We start from the raw sequence: 19,298 nt of genomic DNA, 5'->3' as shown, positions 1-19,298 counted from the left end.
GTCAAACAAAACCGGCTGGCTTTTGTTCAATCCGGTTTGCGGTAATAGGACCCAAGGGCGGGTGCGATCACTGGGTAACCAAACCCGGTTCCGGTTGTTCCGCCCCGGCCAAAGGTCAGACGCCACGGCAGGGTCGACCATGATGGCACGGTCGACCTGGACAACCATTGCGAAGGAGAGCTGAAACTCGATCTGATTGGGTTACGTGGCAGCAGGCGCCGATGCAGGGCCGTCCGGGGCAGACAGGCTTAGGGCCCGGCCTCATTCCCCGGATGCGCCGAAGCCTGCTCTTCTCTATAGCTTCTTCGCCGTACCCCGCCGCGGGCCTGCGCCGCGGGGCGGAGCCTTGGCCTTCTCGGGCCCTTCGTTTCCGATGCTCCCGACGCCCCTGGCGGGTCCGCCCCCGGGCTGCGTCCCACCGGGCTGCAGGTCCGAGGCAAGACCGGAATGACCCCCCGCGTCGATTTGCCGAGCGGCTTCGTGCCAGTACCGCTCATGGTCTCCGTCACGTCTTCCGTCATTTTCCCACAGCTCATAGGCGCGTGTACGAATGCGGTTGTCCCGTTCATTCTCGGTGGTCATGGGCTGGGCCTCCTGAGCGAAACGCAGGTTAGTGCCGGCCTACCGGCTTCGGACTCCAGTCGCGAGCATAGGCGCATAGCTCCGGCGGCGGAAGCCAAGATCGACTATCCGCTGTTTGTCGGGCAAATATCTTCGCCTTCCATCAAGGGGAGCAATCGCTGGGCGGAAAATCGATCGATCGAGGCCCGCGAGGCGGGTCTCGATCGGCGTTTCGCTGATCACCAATTCCAGGTCTGGCGGCCGTACCAATCGTCTATGTCGCGCCTTACACGGTCCTTCTCGATTCCGTAACGCTCCTGGATCTTTCCTTCGAGCTGCTCGCGGCTGCCGGAGATCTGGTCCAGGTCATCGTCGGTGAGCTTGCCCCACTGCTCCTTGACCTTCCCTTTGACCTGCTTCCAGTTACCTTCCACGCGATTCCAGTCCATGAGTAGTCCTCCTGGTTCAATTGCATTGAAGTTGGAACTCATGAGAACGCATTTGGTTCATCGAGCCGGCGGCGATCGTGCTTTTCCGGGAAGCCGGCCGTCGGACGTGACGTTACAGACACAAAGTTGTGTTACCCAGGGAACTCGACCTTGAGGGGCTTCTCTGCTTCTATCGCACGAGGGCTGTTTCCAATCTATCCAGGGCGGGGCGGAAGATGGTTTACGATCAGGATAAGAAGCGCATGCGTCGCCGTCACGTGCTTCGGTTTTTCGCAGCGCTCGCTCTGCCCGCCCTCCTGCTCGGCTCCGCCATCGCGGCCGTGGAATGGGCTGCGCCCGATCCGCCCGCCCGTGCCGACGCCCAGAAGGCGGCAGCCAGACAGTAAAGGCGCAGAAGGGAACATCTACCCGCCTCGTGTGTTGAGCGCTCCGAACAGGAGCGACCATGAAGAAACACACCAAGGAGATCGTTTCGGCGCTGGAGCGCCGGCACGCGGTCCTGTTTGTCGGGGCTGGCGTGTCGATGAGCGTCGGATTGCCGTCGTGGAAAACGCTGGTCGATCACATTCTGAGCGAGCTGCGCCTGGACGATTCCGTCATGCACGATCCCGACATCTCCTATCAGACGATCGCCGAATGCTATCGCCTGCAACACGGGGACATCACCTCGCTGTGCGAATGGATGCGGCAAAACTGGCGCGTCTCGCCGGAGCGCATCGAACGTTCGGAACTGCATCGGTTGATCGTCGAGCTCGACTTTCCGGTGATCTACACGACCAACTACGACAGCAATCTGGAAATCGCCTACGAGGTCTACGGCAAGCGCTATGCAAAGATCAGCCACGTGCGCGACATCGCCTCCGCGCCCGCAGGCGTCACGCGAATCATCAAGTATCACGGCGACTTCGACGATGAAGACACGCTCATCCTGACCGAAACCGACTATTTCAACCGGCTGTCCTTCGACTCTCCGCTGGACGTCCGCTTTCGCAGCGACGCACTCGAGGCGACCGTGCTGTTCATCGGCTACAGCATGTCGGACCTGAACATCCGCCTGCTTCTCCACCGCATCTGGAGCACCTGGCGGAGATCCGGACACGAAAAGGACCGGCCTCCTTCCTACGTCTTCATGTACCGGCCGAATCCCGTGCAGGAAGCGGTGCTCAGAAACTGGGGCGTAACCGTTCTCGCCGGCGAAGGCGCGGATCCGCAGCAGGCGCTTCTCGCTTTCATCCAAGGTCTTCGCGCCGAACTCGCCGGCTAGGGCGGGATGAGGAAAGTGCGCGCGGCTTTCCGTCCGCGTCCCGCTCTAACTGGTTTCACTCGAAATGCTCTCGACAAGCCGCCTCACGGTTCGCTCCACGGAACCCTGCCAGGCAGGCATGGCCTGGCCGAAGGTCGCGTTGAATTTGGCGCTCGACAGCGACGAGTTTGCAGGGCGGCTTGCAGGTGTCGGAAACCCACCCGTCGCGATGTCCCGAACATGCGCCCAGGGACCGCCTGCGGCACGGCTCGCCGCAAGAGCATGCCGCGCGAAATCGGCCCGGCTTACGACGCCCGAGCCAGCGAGGTGGTAGAGGCCAAAAGCGGCGTCCTGACGGGATTTCGTGAGCCGCGCGGAAATATCGAGGATCGCGTCCGCAAGGTCGATCGCCGATGACGGATTTCCCCGTTGATCCGCAACGACGGCGATATCTTCGCGCTCCTCTGCGAGCCGCAGGACGGTCTTGACGAAATTCTTCCCGAAGGGGCTGTAGACCCAGCCCGTGCGCAGGATGAGATGGCGGGGAGTTGCCTCGGCAACCGCGCTTTCTCCGGCAAGCTTGGAAGCGCCGTAGACGCTAAGCGGAGCCGGTGTGTCGCCCTCTGCATAGCTCCCCGGTTTGCTCCCGTCGAAGACATAATCCGTCGAAATATGGACGATGGGCACTTCGAGGCAGGCGGCCGCCTCAGCGACCGCGCCAGCCCCGAACGCGTTGACCGCGAAAGCCGCCTCCGGCTCGCTTTCGGCCTGGTCGACGGCCGTGTAAGCTGCCGCCGAGACGACGAGGTCCGGCCGGCATCGCTCGATCGCCGGCAGGATCGTTGCCGGCTCTGTGAGATCGAGGTGCGGCCGCCCGATCGTAACGACCTCCATTCCCGACCGCCTATGAGACCGTTCCACGAGGCCGAGGGCCAATTGGCCCTCGCAGCCGGTCACGGCAATTCTCACGCAACGCTCCGATGCTGCCCGCCGATGCGGGCGCCGGAATAGCGCTCGCGCCGGATCGGCTCCCACCACCACCTGTTTGCGAGAAACCAGTCGACAGTCTCGCTCAACCCGCCCTCGAAGCTCCGCTTCGGCCTCCAGCCAAGCTCACGCTCGGCCTTCGAGGGATCGATCGCATAGCGGCGGTCGTGGCCGGGCCGGTCGGGGACAAGAGTGATGAGGTCCCGATAGCTGTCACCGCCCTTTCGCGGCAACCGGACGTCGAGCAGATCGCAGATGCATTCCATGACCGACAGATTGTTGCGCTCGGCACGGGCGCCGATATTGTAGCTCTCCCCTGGCCTGCCCCGGCTGACGACCAGTTCCAGCGCAGTCGCATGATCGGCGACATGGAGCCAATCGCGGACATTCGCTCCCGAGCCGTAGAGCGGCAACGGCTTCTCCTCTATGGCATTGATGATCGTCAGGGGGATCAGCTTCTCGGGAAAATGGAACGGGCCGTAATTGTTGGAGCAGTTCGAGACCACCACCGGAAGACCATAGGTGTGGTACCACGCACGAGCGAAGTGATCCGCCGCTGCTTTAGAAGCCGCGTAAGGGGACGAGGGTGCGTAGCGAGTCTCCTCGGAAAAAATCCCGCGGTTGAACGGAAGGTCGCCGAAAACTTCGTCGGTCGAGACATGGTGAAACCGGAAGCGCCCCCGCTCCTCGGTGCCGAGCCCCGACCAGTAGGCCAGTGCGGCGTTAAGCAACCGCACCGTGCCGAGGACATTGGTCTCCATAAATGGGTCGGGGCTCTCGATCGAGCGGTCGACATGGCTCTCGGCAGCAAGATGCATGATCGCATCGATCCGCTCCCGGCGCATGATCTGGAGCAGAACCTGTTCGTCGCGGATATCGGCCCGGTAGAAAGCATAGTGCGGATCGCTTTCCACCGCACGTAACGACGCAAGGCTGCCGGCATAGGTCAGCTTGTCGACATTGACGACGCGCTCGGCCCCGTTTCGGATCAGGTGCCGGCAAACCGCCGATCCAATGAAACCCGCGCCACCCGTTACCAAAACTCGCATGGTTTCTCCCCTCACGCGGTGAACTCGAAAAGAATGGATTCGTGGAGCAGTGGTGCGTTCCTGTCCTTCGCGGACAGTTGCAGACGGTCGGTAGCGGCAGGCCAGCCTATGCCGATCTCAGGATCGTCGTAGCGGATGGACCGCTCATGCTCAGCGCTGTAATGCTCGCTTACCTTGTAGAGAACTTCCGTTTCCGGCTCGAGCGTCACGAGGCCGTGGGCGAAGCCGACGGGCACCAGAATCTGGTTCCATTTCTCCGCCGAGAGTTCGAGAGCGACCCATTTCGCGAAGGTCGGCGAACCCTTGCGAATGTCGACCACGACATCGAACACCCTGCCTCGAACAACGCGAACGAGCTTCGCCTGCGCCTTGGGCGGAAGCTGATAGTGCAGGCCGCGCAGCGTGCCCGCAGCCGCGGAATAGGAATGGTTGTCCTGTACGAAGATCGCCGCGACGCCGTGGGCGGCGAGAGTCTCCGCATTGTAGGTCTCCGAAAAGAAGCCGCGCTCGTCGCCGAGTCTGCGCGGAACGATTTCCAGAACCCCGTCGAGGCCCAGGGACCTGACTTCAAGCATCCGAGAGCTCCCTGACCCGTCGCCGAAGATAGATCGCATAGTCGTTTTTACCGAGCAGGTCGGCACGCTGAAGCACCTGATCCGCCGAAACGTAGCCGAGCTCTAAGGCGATCTCTTCCGGGCACATGATCTTGACACCCTGCCGGTGCTCGATCGTGCGCACGAAGGAAGCGGCATCGTGCAGGCTGTCGTGCGTGCCCGTATCGAGCCAGGCATACCCCCGCCCGAGGCGGCAGACGTGAAGGTCGCCGCGCTCCAGATAGGCCCGGTTGACATCGGTGATTTCCAGTTCGCCCCGTGCTGAAGGTTTTATTGAAGAAGCGATCTCAAGCACGCTGTTTTCATAGAAATAAAGACCGGTCACCGCCCAGCTCGATCTCGCCAGCTCAGGTTTCTCCTCGATCGTCTCGGCCCGCCCGGTCTCTCCATCGAAACTGACGACGCCGTAGCGCTCGGGATCGTCCACACGATAGGCGAAGATCGTGGCACCGCTCGGCCGGGCCGCTGCATCGCTGCAAAGCTCGGGCAGGCCGGCGCCGTAGAAAATATTGTCTCCGAGGATAAGCGCCACGGAGCTGTTGCCGATGAAATCCCGGCCGATGATGAAGGCCTCGGCGAGCCCGTTCGGCTCCGGCTGCTCGGCATAGGAGATCGCGAGGCCGAACTGGCTGCCGTCCCCAAGCAACTCCTCGAACAGCGGCCGGTCCCGGGGCATGGTGATCACCAGTATCTCGCGAATACCGGCCAGCATCAGCATGCCGAGTGGGTAATAGATCATCGGCTTGTCATGGACGGGGAGCAGTTGCTTCGAAACCGAGATTGTAACCGGGTAGAGCCTGGTTCCCCGGCCGCCCGCAAGGATGATGCCCTTCATGCGCCCACTCCGGTCGAGGTCATCATCGTGCTTGCGCTCCTGCACCGTCGCCCGGTCCGATCGCCGCGGCGCCGGCGGGACTGAGCTTGCCGCAGCGCCAGAGGCTATAGGAAGGCTCTGTGTCCCAGTCGTAATAGTAGGCAGCGGTCAATCGGCCCGCGTCGATCAGTTCGCCGAAGGTCGCGCGCATGACGCGGATCGCCTCTCCTCGCGATCGATCGTCCACCGGGCAGGAGCGCGCCTTGTTTGCGATCCCCCATTCCGTGACCCAGCAGGACTTGCCGGTTGCCGCGGTCCGGCAGAAGTCGAGAAGGCTTCTGACCCGCGCTGAAATGGCGGGCGCGGCTTTCCTTCCGGGGTAAATGTGGATGCCATAGGCATCGACCAGACTGTCGATGCCGCGTTGACGAAGGAGGGCGACGAATTCGCCGGGATCGAGCCGTTCCATCCCGCGCCTGTCGGCTTCTGCCGCGCTCATATCCGAGAGACCGGCGGAAATGATGGCTGCGTCGCGGCTGTGCACGGTGTTGCGCAGCTCCGATCGGCTGATCTCCAGCGCCTTGACGTAGTTGTCGAGGCCGCGTTCAAACCTTGCCCGCTCCCGTAGCTCGGCGATGCTGCGCGGTGTCCGGGCGCCCGGCTTACGATAGACGGCAAGATCGCCGTTGTAGCCGGCATAGTTGATTTCGTTTCCCGGCTCGACCGCTACAAGACGAATGCCGAGGGCATCGATGCGCTGAAGCGCTTGCTGCAATTCCTTGCGATACCGGGCGAGATCCAAGTCCGACAGTCGATAGACATCCCAGATGCGGCCATGGCCCGTTCTCGGTCCTACGCTCTGGGGATAGTAACTTTTGTTTCCCAGCTGGATCTCGAGAAGGATCCGCAGACCCAGCCGGTGGGCGATTGCCAGCGCCTCTATACTCTTGTCCACCGGACGCGAAAGCGAAAGGCGGACATCCGTCGCGCCGCTGGCGGCGATGTCCGTCAGAATTCTCTCCTGGTCGCCCCGGGACAGCCAGGCGAGATTCATCCGATTGACCCCAATGCGAGCCGCCGAAGCTTCATCGGCATGCGCGGGTGCGGAAAGCGTCAGCAAAGCGCCAAGGAGCAATGCTCCCGCTCTTCGTTTCGCCGAAGTTCCGGGCCGCAAACCGCTTCGAACTTTCCCCGGAATTGCTCTAGAGCCCGACATGCGCCAGAGCATTGCGGAAGTTGGTCTCACAGGCCGAGTACCGGTCGATGACAGCCTGCGAATCGATCTTGGAGAGGAAGCTGGCAAGATAGGCCTTCCTGTCCTGCTCCCGGTTCCAGACTGCCGCCTCCATGTAGGGGAAGCCGATGAATTCCAGCATTTCCCGCATGCGATCGTCGACCGCGATCATGAGCGACGGCACGCCCGCCTGCATGCCGATGATGCAGCCGTGAAAACGGCGGCCGAAGCAGAGATCGCGCGCGGAGACCCAGCTTCGCCATTGATTGGTGTCGAAGAACACCAGGAGCTCGTGTTTGCGCTGCCATTTCTCCGAATGCTTGTAGGCGGTCTGGCCGGTGATGCGCCCGCTAGCGCGGTCGTAGACGGGCAAGTCGTCGTCCACGGGAAGGGAGAGATTGTAGGCGACTACCTCATCCTGGATGACGTAGCTCGCGACGCTGTCCGGTTTCAGCAGCGCGTGGGCGTCGACGATCGTGTCGGCCACGCTTCCGAGATAGCCTCCGAAGGCGATCTTCTGAGAGGAAGCGAGCTCCGGATTGGCGAGCGCGGCAAGCGAACGCTTCATCTCGGCCGGCGCGAAGAAGAGCGAGGGGCAACCCGTCGGCTTCACGAACTTCATGCCCTGTTCCCTCAGGAACTCGGCCGTGAAATAACCGCGCGTGAGGAAGAAGCTCTCTTTGTTCCTAAGCACCTCCAGGAACTTGAGCGTGCCGGCAGGCAGGTTTTCCTTGAGCCCTTCCCTCCGCTGGATACCGATCCCCATGATCACCACCGGCATCTTCAGTTTCTCGAAGACTTCCGCCTCGAGATCCGCCGAGTAGCCCGGGCGCAGGAGGTTGGCCGAAGCGAAGACGCAGATGTCGAATTCCTCGTTGAGGCTTTCATAAGCCTCGTCGGAGTTCCTGCTGTTGACGAGATGCCAGAAGGGCAAATAGGTGACGTCATGCCCGCGAAGAGCATGGGCCGCGCCCTCGCCGATCAGATAATTGCCGGTATTGGCGATCTTCTTGACCTGCTCGATCAGTTCCTTCTTGGTTCTGACCTCGTCGAAATAGGGCCTGTGCCGAACCTCCGCGCCGGACACGCCCGAGACGGTTCGCTGCAGATAGGACGGGATTCCCGTAAGCAAGATACGCATCGATTACACCTGAGATTAGAGCCTGCAAACGCTCGCGGAGATTTATTGCCCGATCCCGATCTCCAGGAGCGCCGAGCGGAACGTGCGCTCGCGATCGGAATACCTGTCGACCAGTTCGGACGCATTGAGCCCGGCCAGGTGGTCGGCGACGAATTCGGCGCGGTTTTCCGCCTTGTCGACCTCGACTGCGTCGATCGCCGGCAGGCCCGTGTAACCGAGCATCTCGCGCATCCGGTCGTCCACTGCCACCATCAGGCTCGGCACGGCCGCCTGCATCGCGATGATCGAGCCGTGAAAACGCCGGCCGAAATTGAAATCCATGGAAGACGCCCACGCACGCCACTGGTTCGTATCGAAGAAGGTCCGCACGTCGAAGGGCGTTTTCAGTCTTTCGGTGCCCGGATAGCTCAGTTCGCCGAGCATCGTGCCGGAGGCGGAGTCGTAGACGCGGCCGTCGCCGTTCGCTTCGACGTTCATGTCGAAATGGAGGAACTCGTCCTGGATGACGTATTGGGGACGCGAACCCTCGGGCGCCAGCGCCGCGGCGTCGACGATGCAATCGTGGTTGGCACCCAGATAGCCGGAGAAGATGGTCCGCGCCTTGCCGACCGGTACATTGGGCAGCTTCTTCAGCGAGGTGCGCATGTTGTGCGGCATCAGATAGATCGAAGGGCAGCCCGTCGGCTGCACATAGGAGAAGCCTTGGTCCTTGAGGAAGCCGGCGGTCTCGAACCCGCGCGTCAGGAAATAGTGCTCACGCTCCTTGAGAACGTCCAGAAGCCGCTTCGTGCCCTCCGGCAGGCTGTTTTCAAGGTCTCGGCGGTTCTGCAGGCCGATGCCGAGCATGACGATCGGCATCTTGAGCTTGCCCAGCACTTCCGCTTCGGCATCCGCAGACAGGCCCTTGCGCAGAAGGTTCGCGCAGGTGAAGACGCAGATGTCGAAATTGGCGTTGAACTCGTCGAGCCCGACGCCGTTCTGGCTGCAATTATAGAGGTGCCAGAACGGGACCTGCTTCGCATGGGGGGCAATCGCGCGCAGCGCCCCCTCGCCGATCAGGTAATTTCCCGTATTGCTGATATTGCGAAGCTCCTGGAGAAACTCCTCCTTCGTCTCGGGCTGTTTCTGTCGCTCCGAATAGGAGACGGATAATCCCTGGGCGCCGTTGGCGAGGCGCGTGTAATGACCAGGAATTCCCGTCACGAGGATCCGTGGACGCATGCAATCGACCCTTCTTCTTGAAACCGGCGGGGCCTCAGCCCACGGCCGCAACTCCGGGATTGGATGCTTCGCGCCCACGGATGACCGTTGCGCGCGAAAGCGATGAATTGTTCACGGAACGGTCGCACCAGCCGAGGAACTCGGAAAAGGAGGACGTCCATGAGCGGCGTGCCGCCGTTCTCAGGCACCCCTCCATGAGGGGCGCGAGCATCTGGCGGTTGTTGGCCACCTCCTCGATGGCCTTTGCCATGTCCCGGACCACCTGGGGATCGGCGGCGGCCTCGATGAGGATGCCGTCCTCGCCGTCGGTTATGAGTTCGTCGACGGCACCGACTGCCGTCGCGATCGGGACGCAGCCGAGCTGCTGCGCCTCGGCGATCATCAAGGGAGCGCCCTCCCAGCGCGACGGCATCAGAAGGACATCCGCCCAACCGAGGGCCTTGATCAGGTCCTTGCTTGCGAACACCGGCGGGCGCACCTCGACGCCGAGGTCCTTCAGGCGATCCGTCCACGACAAGGTGGCATCCGCGAGGATTTCCCCGCCGATCGCCCGGGCATCGAATGGCACGCGCGAAGCCCGCAATTCGGCGAACGCCGCAGCGAGACGGTCGATCCCCTTCTGCTGATCGAGCCGACCCATATAGAGGACCCGAAGCCGATCGTCCTTGCGTTCGATGCGCCTGACCGACAGCACCTCCGCGAGAACCTTGGGCGGCAAGGAGAAGCTCGCGCCGTTGGGGACGGCGAAGATCTTTTCATAGGGAACGCCGAAGCTGTGCAGATAGATCTTGAGCTGCTCCGAGCAGGTCAGGAAGGCATCGTAGCAATGCTCGTGGGCAATCGCCGCGAAGGGCTGACCGGCGGGCCTTTTGAAGGAGGTATTGTCGACCACGTGAAGGTAGCAGGCGGTGCGCGTTCCCTCCGAGCGTAACCGCGCGATAAGCGGATGCACCGCCATGACGTGATTGTTGATCACGAGGTCGAAGCCGGAAAGCTGACCCTTGAGCGCAGCCCAATCGACGTCGTGGCCCTCGGCGATGAAGTCCTGCCCCAGGAACGAGCCGGAGCCGCCCCAGGCGGGAATGCCTTGGTCCCAGAAGTGAATATAGTCGAAGCTCTGATCGAACTCGTCGATCACATCCATCCTGGATGTGCCGAGCACGAAGAGATGGGTCTCGTAGCCGGCGGCCTTCAGCTCGCGCGAGGCCGCATATACGACCTTCTCGGCACCGCCGAAGGATGCATTCGGAACAAGCAGGGCTGCGGTCTTCCTGCTTCCCTCGCTATGACCGAGCGGCAACACGGGCGAGCCACCGATCTCGTGGCGAAGCGCCTTGTGGAGGTCGGAATAGGGAACGAGCCGTGCCGGACGCCAGGTCCAGCGTTTGCCGGCGGTCCGCCGCAGCGGACTGGTCGCGATGGCATTGACGCAATTGATCATCACCTGCTGGGGCGTGATGAGCGAGCGGCGCGGCAGGCTTCTCGGGAAAGGGAAGCGGACTTTCAGAATTGCCGATGTCGGCCAGACCTGCTGGTTGCCGATGGAGGCAAACCAGTCCAGCGCCTTGTTATGAATGACGTCGCGCACGAGCGAAGTGGACAGGAAGATGAGGTCGGCCGGTGCGTTGTGCTGGGCGCCGGCCTCCAGGAAGACCGGCTCGATCTTGCGCTGAGCCGCATCGTTGCCGAGCTGGACGAAGACCACGTTGGCCTTCTCGCTCAGGCGCTCCAGATGGGAGAGCACGTTCGGCAGCATCCGGGAGCGCAGCAGCAGATCGAGCGTGGCACCGCTTCCGGCGATCAGGAAGGGCGGGAAGTGAACGTTGTCAGGCTCGCCGATGCTCGCCCAGAAGGCTGGAATGATATCGTCGAGGCGAAGACGCCTGGGCGTCTTGGTCGGATCCGTAAAGAACGAAATGGCGGCATCTTCCGTCCGTGCGAAAAGATAGCGCGGGCATTCCTCGTGCTCGAAATCGACCAGCATTGGCCGCTGGAACAGCGCCCGGTGGCGCTTTCTGAGGAAGCTCACCGAGGCGGCGCGATCGCGGTTCGCCTCCTTGAAGCGGCTTTCCGCCCTCAGCCGGTATTCGAAGGTCGTGTCGTGGCACGGCGCCCCCACGAAGCCGTGCTCGATGCAGGACAGCCAGAACTCCCAATCCTCGAAACCGTTCTGCCTGTCGTCGTCGAAGCGGACCCCCGCCCGGAAAACGTCGATCGAGATCATCGAACCGGTGTCGCAGATATTGTCCGTGATGCAGTGCAGAAGCCGCGAGTAGCGATTGCCGTAATGGGCGCGCCAGCTCACCGAAAACGTGTCGATATTGGTATAGATCCAGCCGCAGCCGCTGGCGCGCAGTTGCCGGTAGAGAGTCTCGATGGTCCCGGGCAGCACGCGATTGTCGGCATCGAGAAAATAGACGGCCTCTGCTTCCGGCAGATTCGCGAGCACGTAGTCGATCGCGCGATTGCGCGCCCCGCCCGGCCCGGCATTGGCCCCGAAAAGCACATGAACCGCAGGATGGGCCGCCGCATAGAGCAGCAACTGATCGAATGTCTCCTGTCGCGGATCACCATCGACGGACACCACCACTGCCACCCGGCACCCGGCAAGCTTCGAAGCGAGCACGGACTCGATCGCCTCCAGGACGAGGGCTGCGTGGCCATAAAGCGGCATTGCCACCACGATCAGGTCCGAGTTTTCCTTATTTCCGGACATTGGACGCCCCTGCGGACTGCTTTACCAATCGGAAGCCGGAGACCTTGAGCCAGGAGAAATCGACCGTATCCGTCACCGCGCGGCTGAGAATCATGAGGTCCATCGGCTCGCGCACGGGCTTGTCCAGTTGAAAGTTCACGTTGACCGCCTGCTCGGAGGTGACCTCGCGCCAGCCGCTGAAGAAGGCCGAGGGCTTGGCAGCACCCTTGCGCGCGAGTTCCGCCACTTCCGAGCGCGCATTGGAGTTCGCCGGAGCGAGCAGGAAGCTCACGGCCGCGGGTGCGCCCTTCGGGTGATCGATGATCGCGCTTGCGGAGAAGGAGATGGTGCCGGGTTCCACTGCGCGGCCGATCGTGCCGGCGGAGATTCCACTCGGCAGCGGGTGGCAAACGACCGCGTTCTCATGCTCGAGGAAGCGGACGGTCTGGAATTCGGGAACGACCGGCGTGACCGAAACGTCGACGATCTGACTAAGCAATTCGACCGCCAGACGATAATCCTCGATGAAGTGGCCTTCGAGCAAGGCGGTCGGAGCGATCATGTTCGGCATGCGCGTCGGTTTGACGCCGGGCAGTCCCGTAAAGACGCGGAACGCCAGGGGCCGGAGATCGAGATCGGGATGCGGGGTTTCCGAGCGGGCTGTGTACCGCTCGCTCGCGATCGGATAGCCGAGTGAAAGCCCTACAGTCTCCGTGCCGGTCGTTGAGATTCTAAGCCGCAGCGTTCTCGCGGCGCCGCCGCAAGCGCGCGGCAGGGCGAGGAAATTCCAGTTTGCCGCGAGCTGCGCATAGGGCACGGTCCATTCGGCCACGCCCTCGCCATTCTCGACATAACCCAGCATGACGACCAGTTCGCCGCCGTCCCTGGGCACGGAATGAAGGTGCAGCGCGACCCCCGCAACGCCAAGACTAGAGACCGGAAGAAGCTGCTCGACGCAGCCGGTCGCAAGGAGCTGCCCGATGCCCTCGTCCTTCGGGTCGGCATAAGGGTCGTGGGCGAATATCTCCGCGACCGGTTCCCAATTGCGGGCCTGAAAGGCATCCTCCAGCGCGCGGTAATTTTCGAGCAGCGTTTCTCGCTCACGCCGGAGAATGGCGAGCTCGGCGGTTACCGACGACGTGAAACGGGAGAGCCGACCCACTCCTCCCTCCACCAGCGACCGCACGAGCGCAAGGCTTTCCGCTTTACCGTCCGCGTCGATCCGCTGAAGCGGTATCTCGGGGATGGTACCAAGAGCATTGATGGACGCGAGCCCTTCCCGCAGATCGGCTTCACCCTCATCCGAGAAGGCAAGCGCGATCAGAGGAAAGGCGTTCTGCAGGGGAAATCGCGAAGCTGCGGCCGGTTCGAGAAAATGAACCAGATGCTCGATTTCGCTCCCTTCGAAATTTTCCCGGTCCAGACCGGATGCTACAACCAGCCTTCGCTTCGCCGGCGACTGCCTCACGTTAGAAGACATCAACTCTTGCACGCAGCGACCCCAGAATAAATCGATTTATCCAGAAGATGAAAATTGATGGCCCGGAAATACTCGCGCTCCAGAACCTCATGAAGCAAACCATATCCGTGGATTCCGCAGTGCACAACAATAGATTCTTGGGGTTTTGCCCGGTATTTATACTTCAAAAATTGAAGCAATATTCAGACAAACTGCGTTTCTTTCGCTTGCGCAGCATTTCGACCGGTGAGATTGCCGATCAGCGTCAACTGGCGCGCGAGGCAGTCGTCCAACCGGAACCTCTGCTCGACCGTTCTGCGCGCGGCGCCGCGCAGTTCGCGGAAGTTGTCCGGGCGGTTCAATGCCCCGACGATCGTCTCGGCGAGCGCATCGGTATCGAAGAACGGGACGAGAAGACCGTTGCGGCCGGAGCGGATGACTTCCTGAACCGGCGCGGTATCGGAGCCGATGACAAGAGCGCCGCAGGCCATTGCCTCAAGCACCGACCAGGAAAGCACGAAAGGATAGGTGAGGTAGAGATGCGCCGCCGATATCTGAAAAAGCTGACGTAGCACGGAATGCGGCACGACGCCGGGGAAGATGAGCCTTTCACGCGGGACATCCAGAGACGCAAGCAGATGATCCTTCCACGATCCCCCGCCAGGGGGCGGCGCGCCGTAACTCACCCCATCGCCGCCGACGAAGACGAACAGCGCGTCCGGATGCCGCCGGACGACCTTCGCCGCCGCCTCCAGCGCCTGGGGAAAGCCCCGGTAGGGCTCGAGGTCCCGTGCCGCGAAAGTGACGACGGGATCGCCGGCCTTGAGTACGCGCCCGTCCGGCAGCTTCAGCGAAGCCGCCGGGTCGGGGCGGAAACGGCGCGTGTCCACTCCCTCATGGCAAACGGCGATTCGTTGCCGCGCGTCGGCTGGATAGAGGCTCTTCTGCCAATTGGTCGGGCTGATACCGCCATCCATCGCCTCCAGCGACAGCAGCTGCGCGATGTTGCGGAGGCGCAAGCGTTTGCGCGTCTCGGAGTCGGGACGGTCGTCCGGCGCGAAGCCGACATCCGCCCCTTCCGACCGATAGAAAAACTCGCAATAGCCGAGTGCCGGCACGCGCGGCAGGACATCCTTCACGAACATCATGCTGCCCCAGCCTATATGACCAAGAACGATGTCGGGGCTCTGTCCAAGGCGGCCCATCGCGTCGAAGGTTTCCGCTACCCTGTGTCCGATCCGGACATGATGGTCGGGAACGCCAAGATGGCGCGCAATGTGGGGATTCGGTTGCGGACCGGGTTCCGCCCGATGCCGGACGACCCGGACGGAAGGTATCCGCTGGTCCACGGTCTCCGTCACCAGCGTCACCTCGTTCCCCGCCTCAGCCAGATGTCTTGCCAGGGCGGCGAACTGGCCGAACCCACGGCGGTGTACGAATGCTACATGCATCTTCATAAGCCACTTGTCAGTGATCGATCACACCTGCAGCGCCGCGCGTCCGAAGGGACGCGCAAAGCTCGTTGCAATATTTGGATTTCCTGCATGTTACCGCCCTTGCTCGGTTACGCTTTGAGGAACATGCAGATGGAGCATCAGATGCCGTAGCGTGCGGCATTCCCCCAGACGAGTTCGAGGCGGTGTAGTGTCTGGAAGGCGGTCTCCAGATTCCGCCGGTCCTGATCGCCATGGCTGAGGGCGCGTTCGTAGCCCTTAGCCGCCTGTCGCAGGCCGGCGCAAAGCTGCCTGCCTTTCTCTGAAAGCCGGATGCGGGCCGAACGCTTGTCACGCTGCGAAGCGATCCGGTCGATGTAGTCGCCGTCGGCAAGCTGCTTCAGATAATAGGAGATGTTCGAACCCACATAGTGGCCCCTGTCCAGAAGCTCTCCCACCGAGAGCTCCGCCTCGCCGATGGCCAGAAGAACCATCGCCTGCGCGGGACCGATATCTTCGACCCCGAGCTTTGTCAGTTCCGCACGCAATAGGCCGGAAAAGCGGCGGCTTGCACGCTCCATGACCCGGGCCAGCTCGAAATAGGTGACGAGCGAATCATCTCCGTCACGATCGTCTACAGGGGTATCGAGGCCTTTCCGCTGCGTTTCATTCGCGGGAAGGATTGCAACAGTGTCTCCAAAGTCTGCGAACGGATAGAGTATCCTGTGGTTCATCCCTCTCTCCATTGGGAACGTACTTCCAATTCCGGAAAATTACTTCAAAACTTGAAGTAATTTCATAACACCCCTGCCCCGAAATTGCGTGCTCTTGAGCTGGCGATGTTTATTGTGTCACACTTATCGCAACAATACTGTGATTTGAGTGAATCTGGACCAGATCGCCCCATGAAACCCGCGAATGCGCTAATTAGAAGATCGCCCCATGCGTGATACTGTTCGAAATCCTTTGATTAGCAAGGGGCCCAACCGGGCAACACCGGCGCAAAACGGAACAATCGCGCCGAAGCTGCTGGTTCTGCGGGCCCGGCGAGTGTTCGTCGTGACGCTTCTTTATGCAGCCCTGCTCAGCGCCTGCATCAACCTCCTGCAGCTCACCATGCCCCTCTATATGATGCAGGTGCATGACAGGGTGTTGAACAGCCAGAGCATGGATACGCTCGTCATGCTGACGATTCTCGCCCTGGGCGCGCTGATCGTTCTGGGCGTGCTCGACTACATTCGCGCCCTCACCTTTCAGGCCATGGGCAGCGCCGTGGTCCGCTGGCTGAACCTGCCGGTCCTGACCGCCGCCGTCCAGGCATCGGCCGATCAGGGACTTGCGCGCGCGACGCAGTCGCTGCGCGACCTCACCGAGCTGCGCGGCTTCCTCACCTCTTCGGCGGTGAGCGCCCCCCTCGACGCCGCCTGGTCGCCCATCTTTCTGGGTGTTCTGTTCCTGCTGCACCCCCTCTTCGGACTGATCGGTGCGATCTCCGTCGTGGTACTCGTCTGCTGCGGCCTTCTCAACGACCTCCTGACGCGCCAGCTCATGAAAGAGGCAAGCCAGGCTAATATTGAGGCAGTGTCGAAAATAGGTGCGACATTACGTCACGCCGAAGCCATCGAAGCCATGGGAATGCTGCCGGCGCTCGCCCAGAAATGGCGCGCAGCGCAACTGCACGCGCTCAGCGTGCTGGAGGCCAGCGGGATCAGAAGCAGGGCGATGGCCTCGATCACCCGTTCGCTGCGCTTCGCCATCCAGGTGGTGTCGCTGGGCACCGGTGCCCTGCTGGTGATGAGACAGGAGATCTCGCCGGGCGCGATGATGGCGACCACCATTCTCGTGGGCCGCCTTCTGCTGCCGTTCGATTCCGTCATCGAGAACTGGCGCCAATGGGTGTTGGCGATCGCAAGCTGGCGTCGCGTCGAAACGGCACTGAAGGAAGACCTTGCCGTTCGCCAGACCATGCCGACGCCGCGCTCCGAAGGCGACCTGGTCGTCGACAAGCTGGTCTACGCGGCACCGGGCATCGACGTGCCGATCATCAAGGGCATCAACTTCTCGCTCTCACCCGGCGAGGTGCTTGGTATCGTCGGCCCTTCCGCGGCGGGCAAATCCACGCTGGCGCGGCTTCTGGTCGGCATTCTGAAGCCCACTGCCGGCGGCGTCTTCCTCGACGGCAACAACGTCTACCTCTGGGAACGGAGCTCTTTCGGACAGATCGCGGGCTATCTGCCGCAATCGGTTTCCCTTCTCGAAGGAACCATCCGTGAAAACATCGCCCGAATGGCGGAGAGCGATCCCTACAAGGTGCTCGAGGCGGCGCGGCTCGCCGACGTCCACGACATGATCGGACGACTGCCGCTCGGCTATGATACGCCGGTGGGCGATGGGCATCTGACGCTTTCCGGCGGGCAGCGGCAGCGCATCGCGCTGGCGCGCTGCCTTTACGGCCGGCCACGCCTGCTCGTCCTCGACGAGCCCAACGCCAATCTCGATGCCCTCGGCGAGCGCGCTCTCATACGCGCGATCGACGAGGCGCGCAGCGACGGCGCCATCGTCATCCTGATTGCCCACCGGCCGGCCATCATGCAGGTGGCCGATAAGCTGCTCGTGCTGGAAGGCGGCCGCATCAGCCAGTTCGGCCCGCGAACGGATGTGGTGGCGACCATGATGCCGGGCGAAACAAGACGCGAAGGTACCGCATCATGAACAAGGAAAAGATCCTGCCGGTTCGCCTCGACCTGCAGCCGCCCGTGAAGACTGAAAGCCCGGAACGCCGCCTGCCGATGGCCGCGCCGGCTCGTCTCTCCGCGGCAATGCCAGAGCCGGACCTTTCGGAGGACAACACGCATTCGCCCATCCGGCGCCTCGTCATCGCCGGGTTGACGACGATCCTCGTTGCTTTCGGCGGTTTCTTCGGCTGGGCCTTCTCGACGGAGCTCAGCAGTGCTTCCGTCACCAGCGGCACGATCGTCGTCGATTCTAAGCGCAAGACGATCAGCCACTTCGAGGGCGGCGTGCTCGGCCGGATCCTCGTTCAGGAGGGGGACCATGTCGCTCCCGGCCAGCCGCTAATGAAGCTCGAGGATACGCGCGCCCGCTCCGACCTGCAGGCGCTGCAGAGCCGCCGTGTCGGCCTGATCGCAAAACTGGCACGGCTGCGGGCCGAGCGGGCTGGCTTGCATGCGGTGAGCTTCCCGGCCGATCTTATCTCCGAAGGCGAGGCTGCCGCGGATGCGGTGACGGCGGAGAAAGCGTTTTTCGAGAAGCGGAGCGAGGCCAAGGAGAGCCGGCTGGCAATCCAGCGCAAGACGATCGAGGAATACTCGGAGAAGGCGAAGTCTCTCACAGCCCAGCTTCAGGCGACCGACAGGCAGATCGAGCTGATGAACGAACAGCGGACGGCTATAGCGACCCTTGTCGAAAAAGCCTTCGCCCAGCGCTCGAAACTCATCGAGATCGACGCACGGCTCAGCGAGCTCGCCGCAACCCGCGGCGAGCTCGCGGGCGACAAGGCGCAGGCGGAGAAGGCGATGGCGGGGGCCGAGCTTGCGCTCATCGGCATCGAATCCGATTTCCAGTCGGAGATCGCCGGAGAGATCACCACGGCGCGCCTGGAGCTTGCGGAAGTCGAGCAGCGCATCGCCGCCGCCGAGGACGTGCTTCGCCGCCTGGAAATCCGTGCCCCCCAGGCCGGCATCGTCGCCAACATTCAGCTGCGGACGCCGGGCAGTGCCGTCACCCCCGGTCAGCCGCTTCTCGACATCGTCCCCGAGGACGAACCGCTGCTTGTCGAGATGCATGTCAGCACGCGTGACATCGACAGCATAACGATCGGCTCCAGCACGCAAATCCGTCTGACGGCCTATAACCAGCGCTCGCACCTGCCTCTGGAAGGCAAGGTAACCTATATCGCGGCAGACCAATCCGTGGATGAGAAGTCCAACGTTGCCTATTTCGTCGCACGGGCGGAGGTGGCGCCTGAATCGCTCGCCGCCAACCCGGACATCCGCCTCTATCCCGGCATGCCCGCGGAAGTGCTGATCGTGCACAAATCGCGTTCGGCAATCGACTACCTCGTCGCCCCAGTCTCCGACAGTTTCAACCGGGCTTTTCGGGAGGACTGACCTGTCTAACTCTTGATATCTCTTCTCGTCGTAAATTACTTTAAAATTTGAAGCGCTTTGCCTGCATTTCCGTCAGAATTACTCCTAAAATTATATTGTACCAATATTGGCACAGCATGGAGATATGTTTCGGGCACCCTCTTTCTATCAAAATATCGCCGTTTTATTTTATGCATCTGTGTTGCGTTCGTAATTATTGCAGTGCACACTCCGGCACGCAATCCTCGGCTCCGTGCCGATGACGCATGCATCAAACCACGAAGAGGAG

General features: G+C 62.1%; 17 protein-coding genes. 4 read left to right on the top strand and 13 right to left on the bottom strand.

All coding sequences use genetic code 11. The features are described from left to right. Nucleotides 1-294 precede the first annotated feature (294 nt). Nucleotides 295-582, bottom strand: coding sequence for a DUF2934 domain-containing protein (locus M1D43_RS21645; RefSeq protein ID WP_014527181.1), 288 nt, complete (start codon nucleotides 580-582; stop codon nucleotides 295-297). Nucleotides 583-800: 218 nt separating this feature from the next. Beyond that, nucleotides 801-1,010 carry a CsbD family protein gene (locus M1D43_RS21640; protein ID WP_003528984.1) on the bottom strand — a complete coding sequence of 70 codons (210 nt, stop codon included), beginning with the start codon at nucleotides 1,008-1,010 and terminating at the stop codon, nucleotides 801-803. 242 nt (nucleotides 1,011-1,252) lie between these two features. Here M1D43_RS21640 and M1D43_RS21635 point away from each other — a divergent pair, with 242 nt between their 5' ends. Beyond that, the gene (locus M1D43_RS21635; RefSeq protein WP_127672122.1) at nucleotides 1,253-1,396 is read left to right on the top strand and encodes a hypothetical protein; all 144 of its coding nucleotides are present in this window, start codon (nucleotides 1,253-1,255) and stop codon (nucleotides 1,394-1,396) included. 59 nt (nucleotides 1,397-1,455) lie between these two features. After that, nucleotides 1,456-2,274: an SIR2 family NAD-dependent protein deacylase gene (locus tag M1D43_RS21630; protein WP_014527182.1), complete on the top strand. Its 819-nt coding sequence runs from the start codon at nucleotides 1,456-1,458 to the stop codon at nucleotides 2,272-2,274. Between the two features lie 45 nt (nucleotides 2,275-2,319). Here M1D43_RS21630 and rfbD read toward each other — a convergent pair whose 3' ends face one another. From rfbD to M1D43_RS21575, 11 genes are all read right to left on the bottom strand, one after another. Then, a complete protein-coding gene (rfbD, locus tag M1D43_RS21625; protein WP_014527183.1) occupies nucleotides 2,320-3,222 on the bottom strand; it encodes a dTDP-4-dehydrorhamnose reductase in 903 nt (300 codons plus the stop codon). Next, on the bottom strand, nucleotides 3,219-4,289 hold the full coding sequence (gene rfbB / locus M1D43_RS21620; RefSeq protein ID WP_010975751.1) for a dTDP-glucose 4,6-dehydratase: 1,071 nt from the start codon (nucleotides 4,287-4,289) through the stop codon (nucleotides 3,219-3,221). Before rfbB ends, rfbD begins: the two co-directional genes overlap by 4 nt. An 11-nt stretch (nucleotides 4,290-4,300) precedes the next feature. Further along, nucleotides 4,301-4,864, bottom strand: coding sequence for a dTDP-4-dehydrorhamnose 3,5-epimerase (rfbC, locus tag M1D43_RS21615; RefSeq protein WP_013850675.1), 564 nt, complete (start codon nucleotides 4,862-4,864; stop codon nucleotides 4,301-4,303). Then, complete coding sequence (gene rfbA / locus M1D43_RS21610) at nucleotides 4,857-5,738, bottom strand: glucose-1-phosphate thymidylyltransferase RfbA (protein ID WP_010975749.1); 882 nt, start codon at nucleotides 5,736-5,738, stop codon at nucleotides 4,857-4,859. The genes rfbC and rfbA overlap by 8 nt, the downstream gene beginning before the upstream one ends. Before the next feature lie 22 nt (nucleotides 5,739-5,760). Continuing rightward, a complete protein-coding gene (locus M1D43_RS21605) occupies nucleotides 5,761-6,852 on the bottom strand; it encodes a hypothetical protein (RefSeq protein ID WP_014527186.1) in 1,092 nt (363 codons plus the stop codon). 67 nt (nucleotides 6,853-6,919) lie between these two features. Next, entirely contained in the window at nucleotides 6,920-8,092 is a 1,173-nt protein-coding gene (locus M1D43_RS21600; RefSeq protein ID WP_010975747.1) for a polysaccharide pyruvyl transferase family protein, read from the bottom strand. A gap of 42 nt (nucleotides 8,093-8,134) precedes the next feature. Further along, a complete protein-coding gene (locus M1D43_RS21595; protein WP_498814223.1) occupies nucleotides 8,135-9,313 on the bottom strand; it encodes a polysaccharide pyruvyl transferase family protein in 1,179 nt (392 codons plus the stop codon). Nucleotides 9,314-9,347: 34 nt separating this feature from the next. Further along, nucleotides 9,348-12,029, bottom strand: a complete 2,682-nt coding sequence (locus M1D43_RS21590; RefSeq protein ID WP_014527187.1) for a glycosyltransferase — start codon at nucleotides 12,027-12,029, stop codon at nucleotides 9,348-9,350. Continuing rightward, complete coding sequence (locus M1D43_RS21585; protein ID WP_014527188.1) at nucleotides 12,016-13,488, bottom strand: DUF6212 domain-containing protein; 1,473 nt, start codon at nucleotides 13,486-13,488, stop codon at nucleotides 12,016-12,018. The genes M1D43_RS21590 and M1D43_RS21585 overlap by 14 nt, the downstream gene beginning before the upstream one ends. Nucleotides 13,489-13,670: 182 nt before the next feature. Next, nucleotides 13,671-14,924 (bottom strand): glycosyltransferase family 4 protein, encoded by a 1,254-nt coding sequence (locus M1D43_RS21580; protein WP_014527189.1) that lies wholly within the window; start codon nucleotides 14,922-14,924, stop codon nucleotides 13,671-13,673. 137 nt (nucleotides 14,925-15,061) lie between these two features. Further along, complete coding sequence (locus M1D43_RS21575; protein WP_003529010.1) at nucleotides 15,062-15,634, bottom strand: MarR family transcriptional regulator; 573 nt, start codon at nucleotides 15,632-15,634, stop codon at nucleotides 15,062-15,064. Nucleotides 15,635-15,842: 208 nt separating this feature from the next. On the opposite strand from M1D43_RS21575, the gene M1D43_RS21570 reads away from it, so the two are divergent. Continuing rightward, entirely contained in the window at nucleotides 15,843-17,612 is a 1,770-nt protein-coding gene (locus M1D43_RS21570; RefSeq protein ID WP_010975741.1) for a type I secretion system permease/ATPase, read from the top strand. Continuing rightward, a complete protein-coding gene (locus tag M1D43_RS21565; RefSeq protein ID WP_014527190.1) occupies nucleotides 17,609-19,030 on the top strand; it encodes an HlyD family type I secretion periplasmic adaptor subunit in 1,422 nt (473 codons plus the stop codon). The genes M1D43_RS21570 and M1D43_RS21565 overlap by 4 nt, the downstream gene beginning before the upstream one ends. Nucleotides 19,031-19,298: the final 268 nt, after the last annotated feature.

The organism is Ensifer sp. R1-3, from assembly GCF_056739175.1.
Note: the sequence above shows the minus strand (reverse complement) of the source record. Positions and strands in the feature narration are given on the sequence as shown.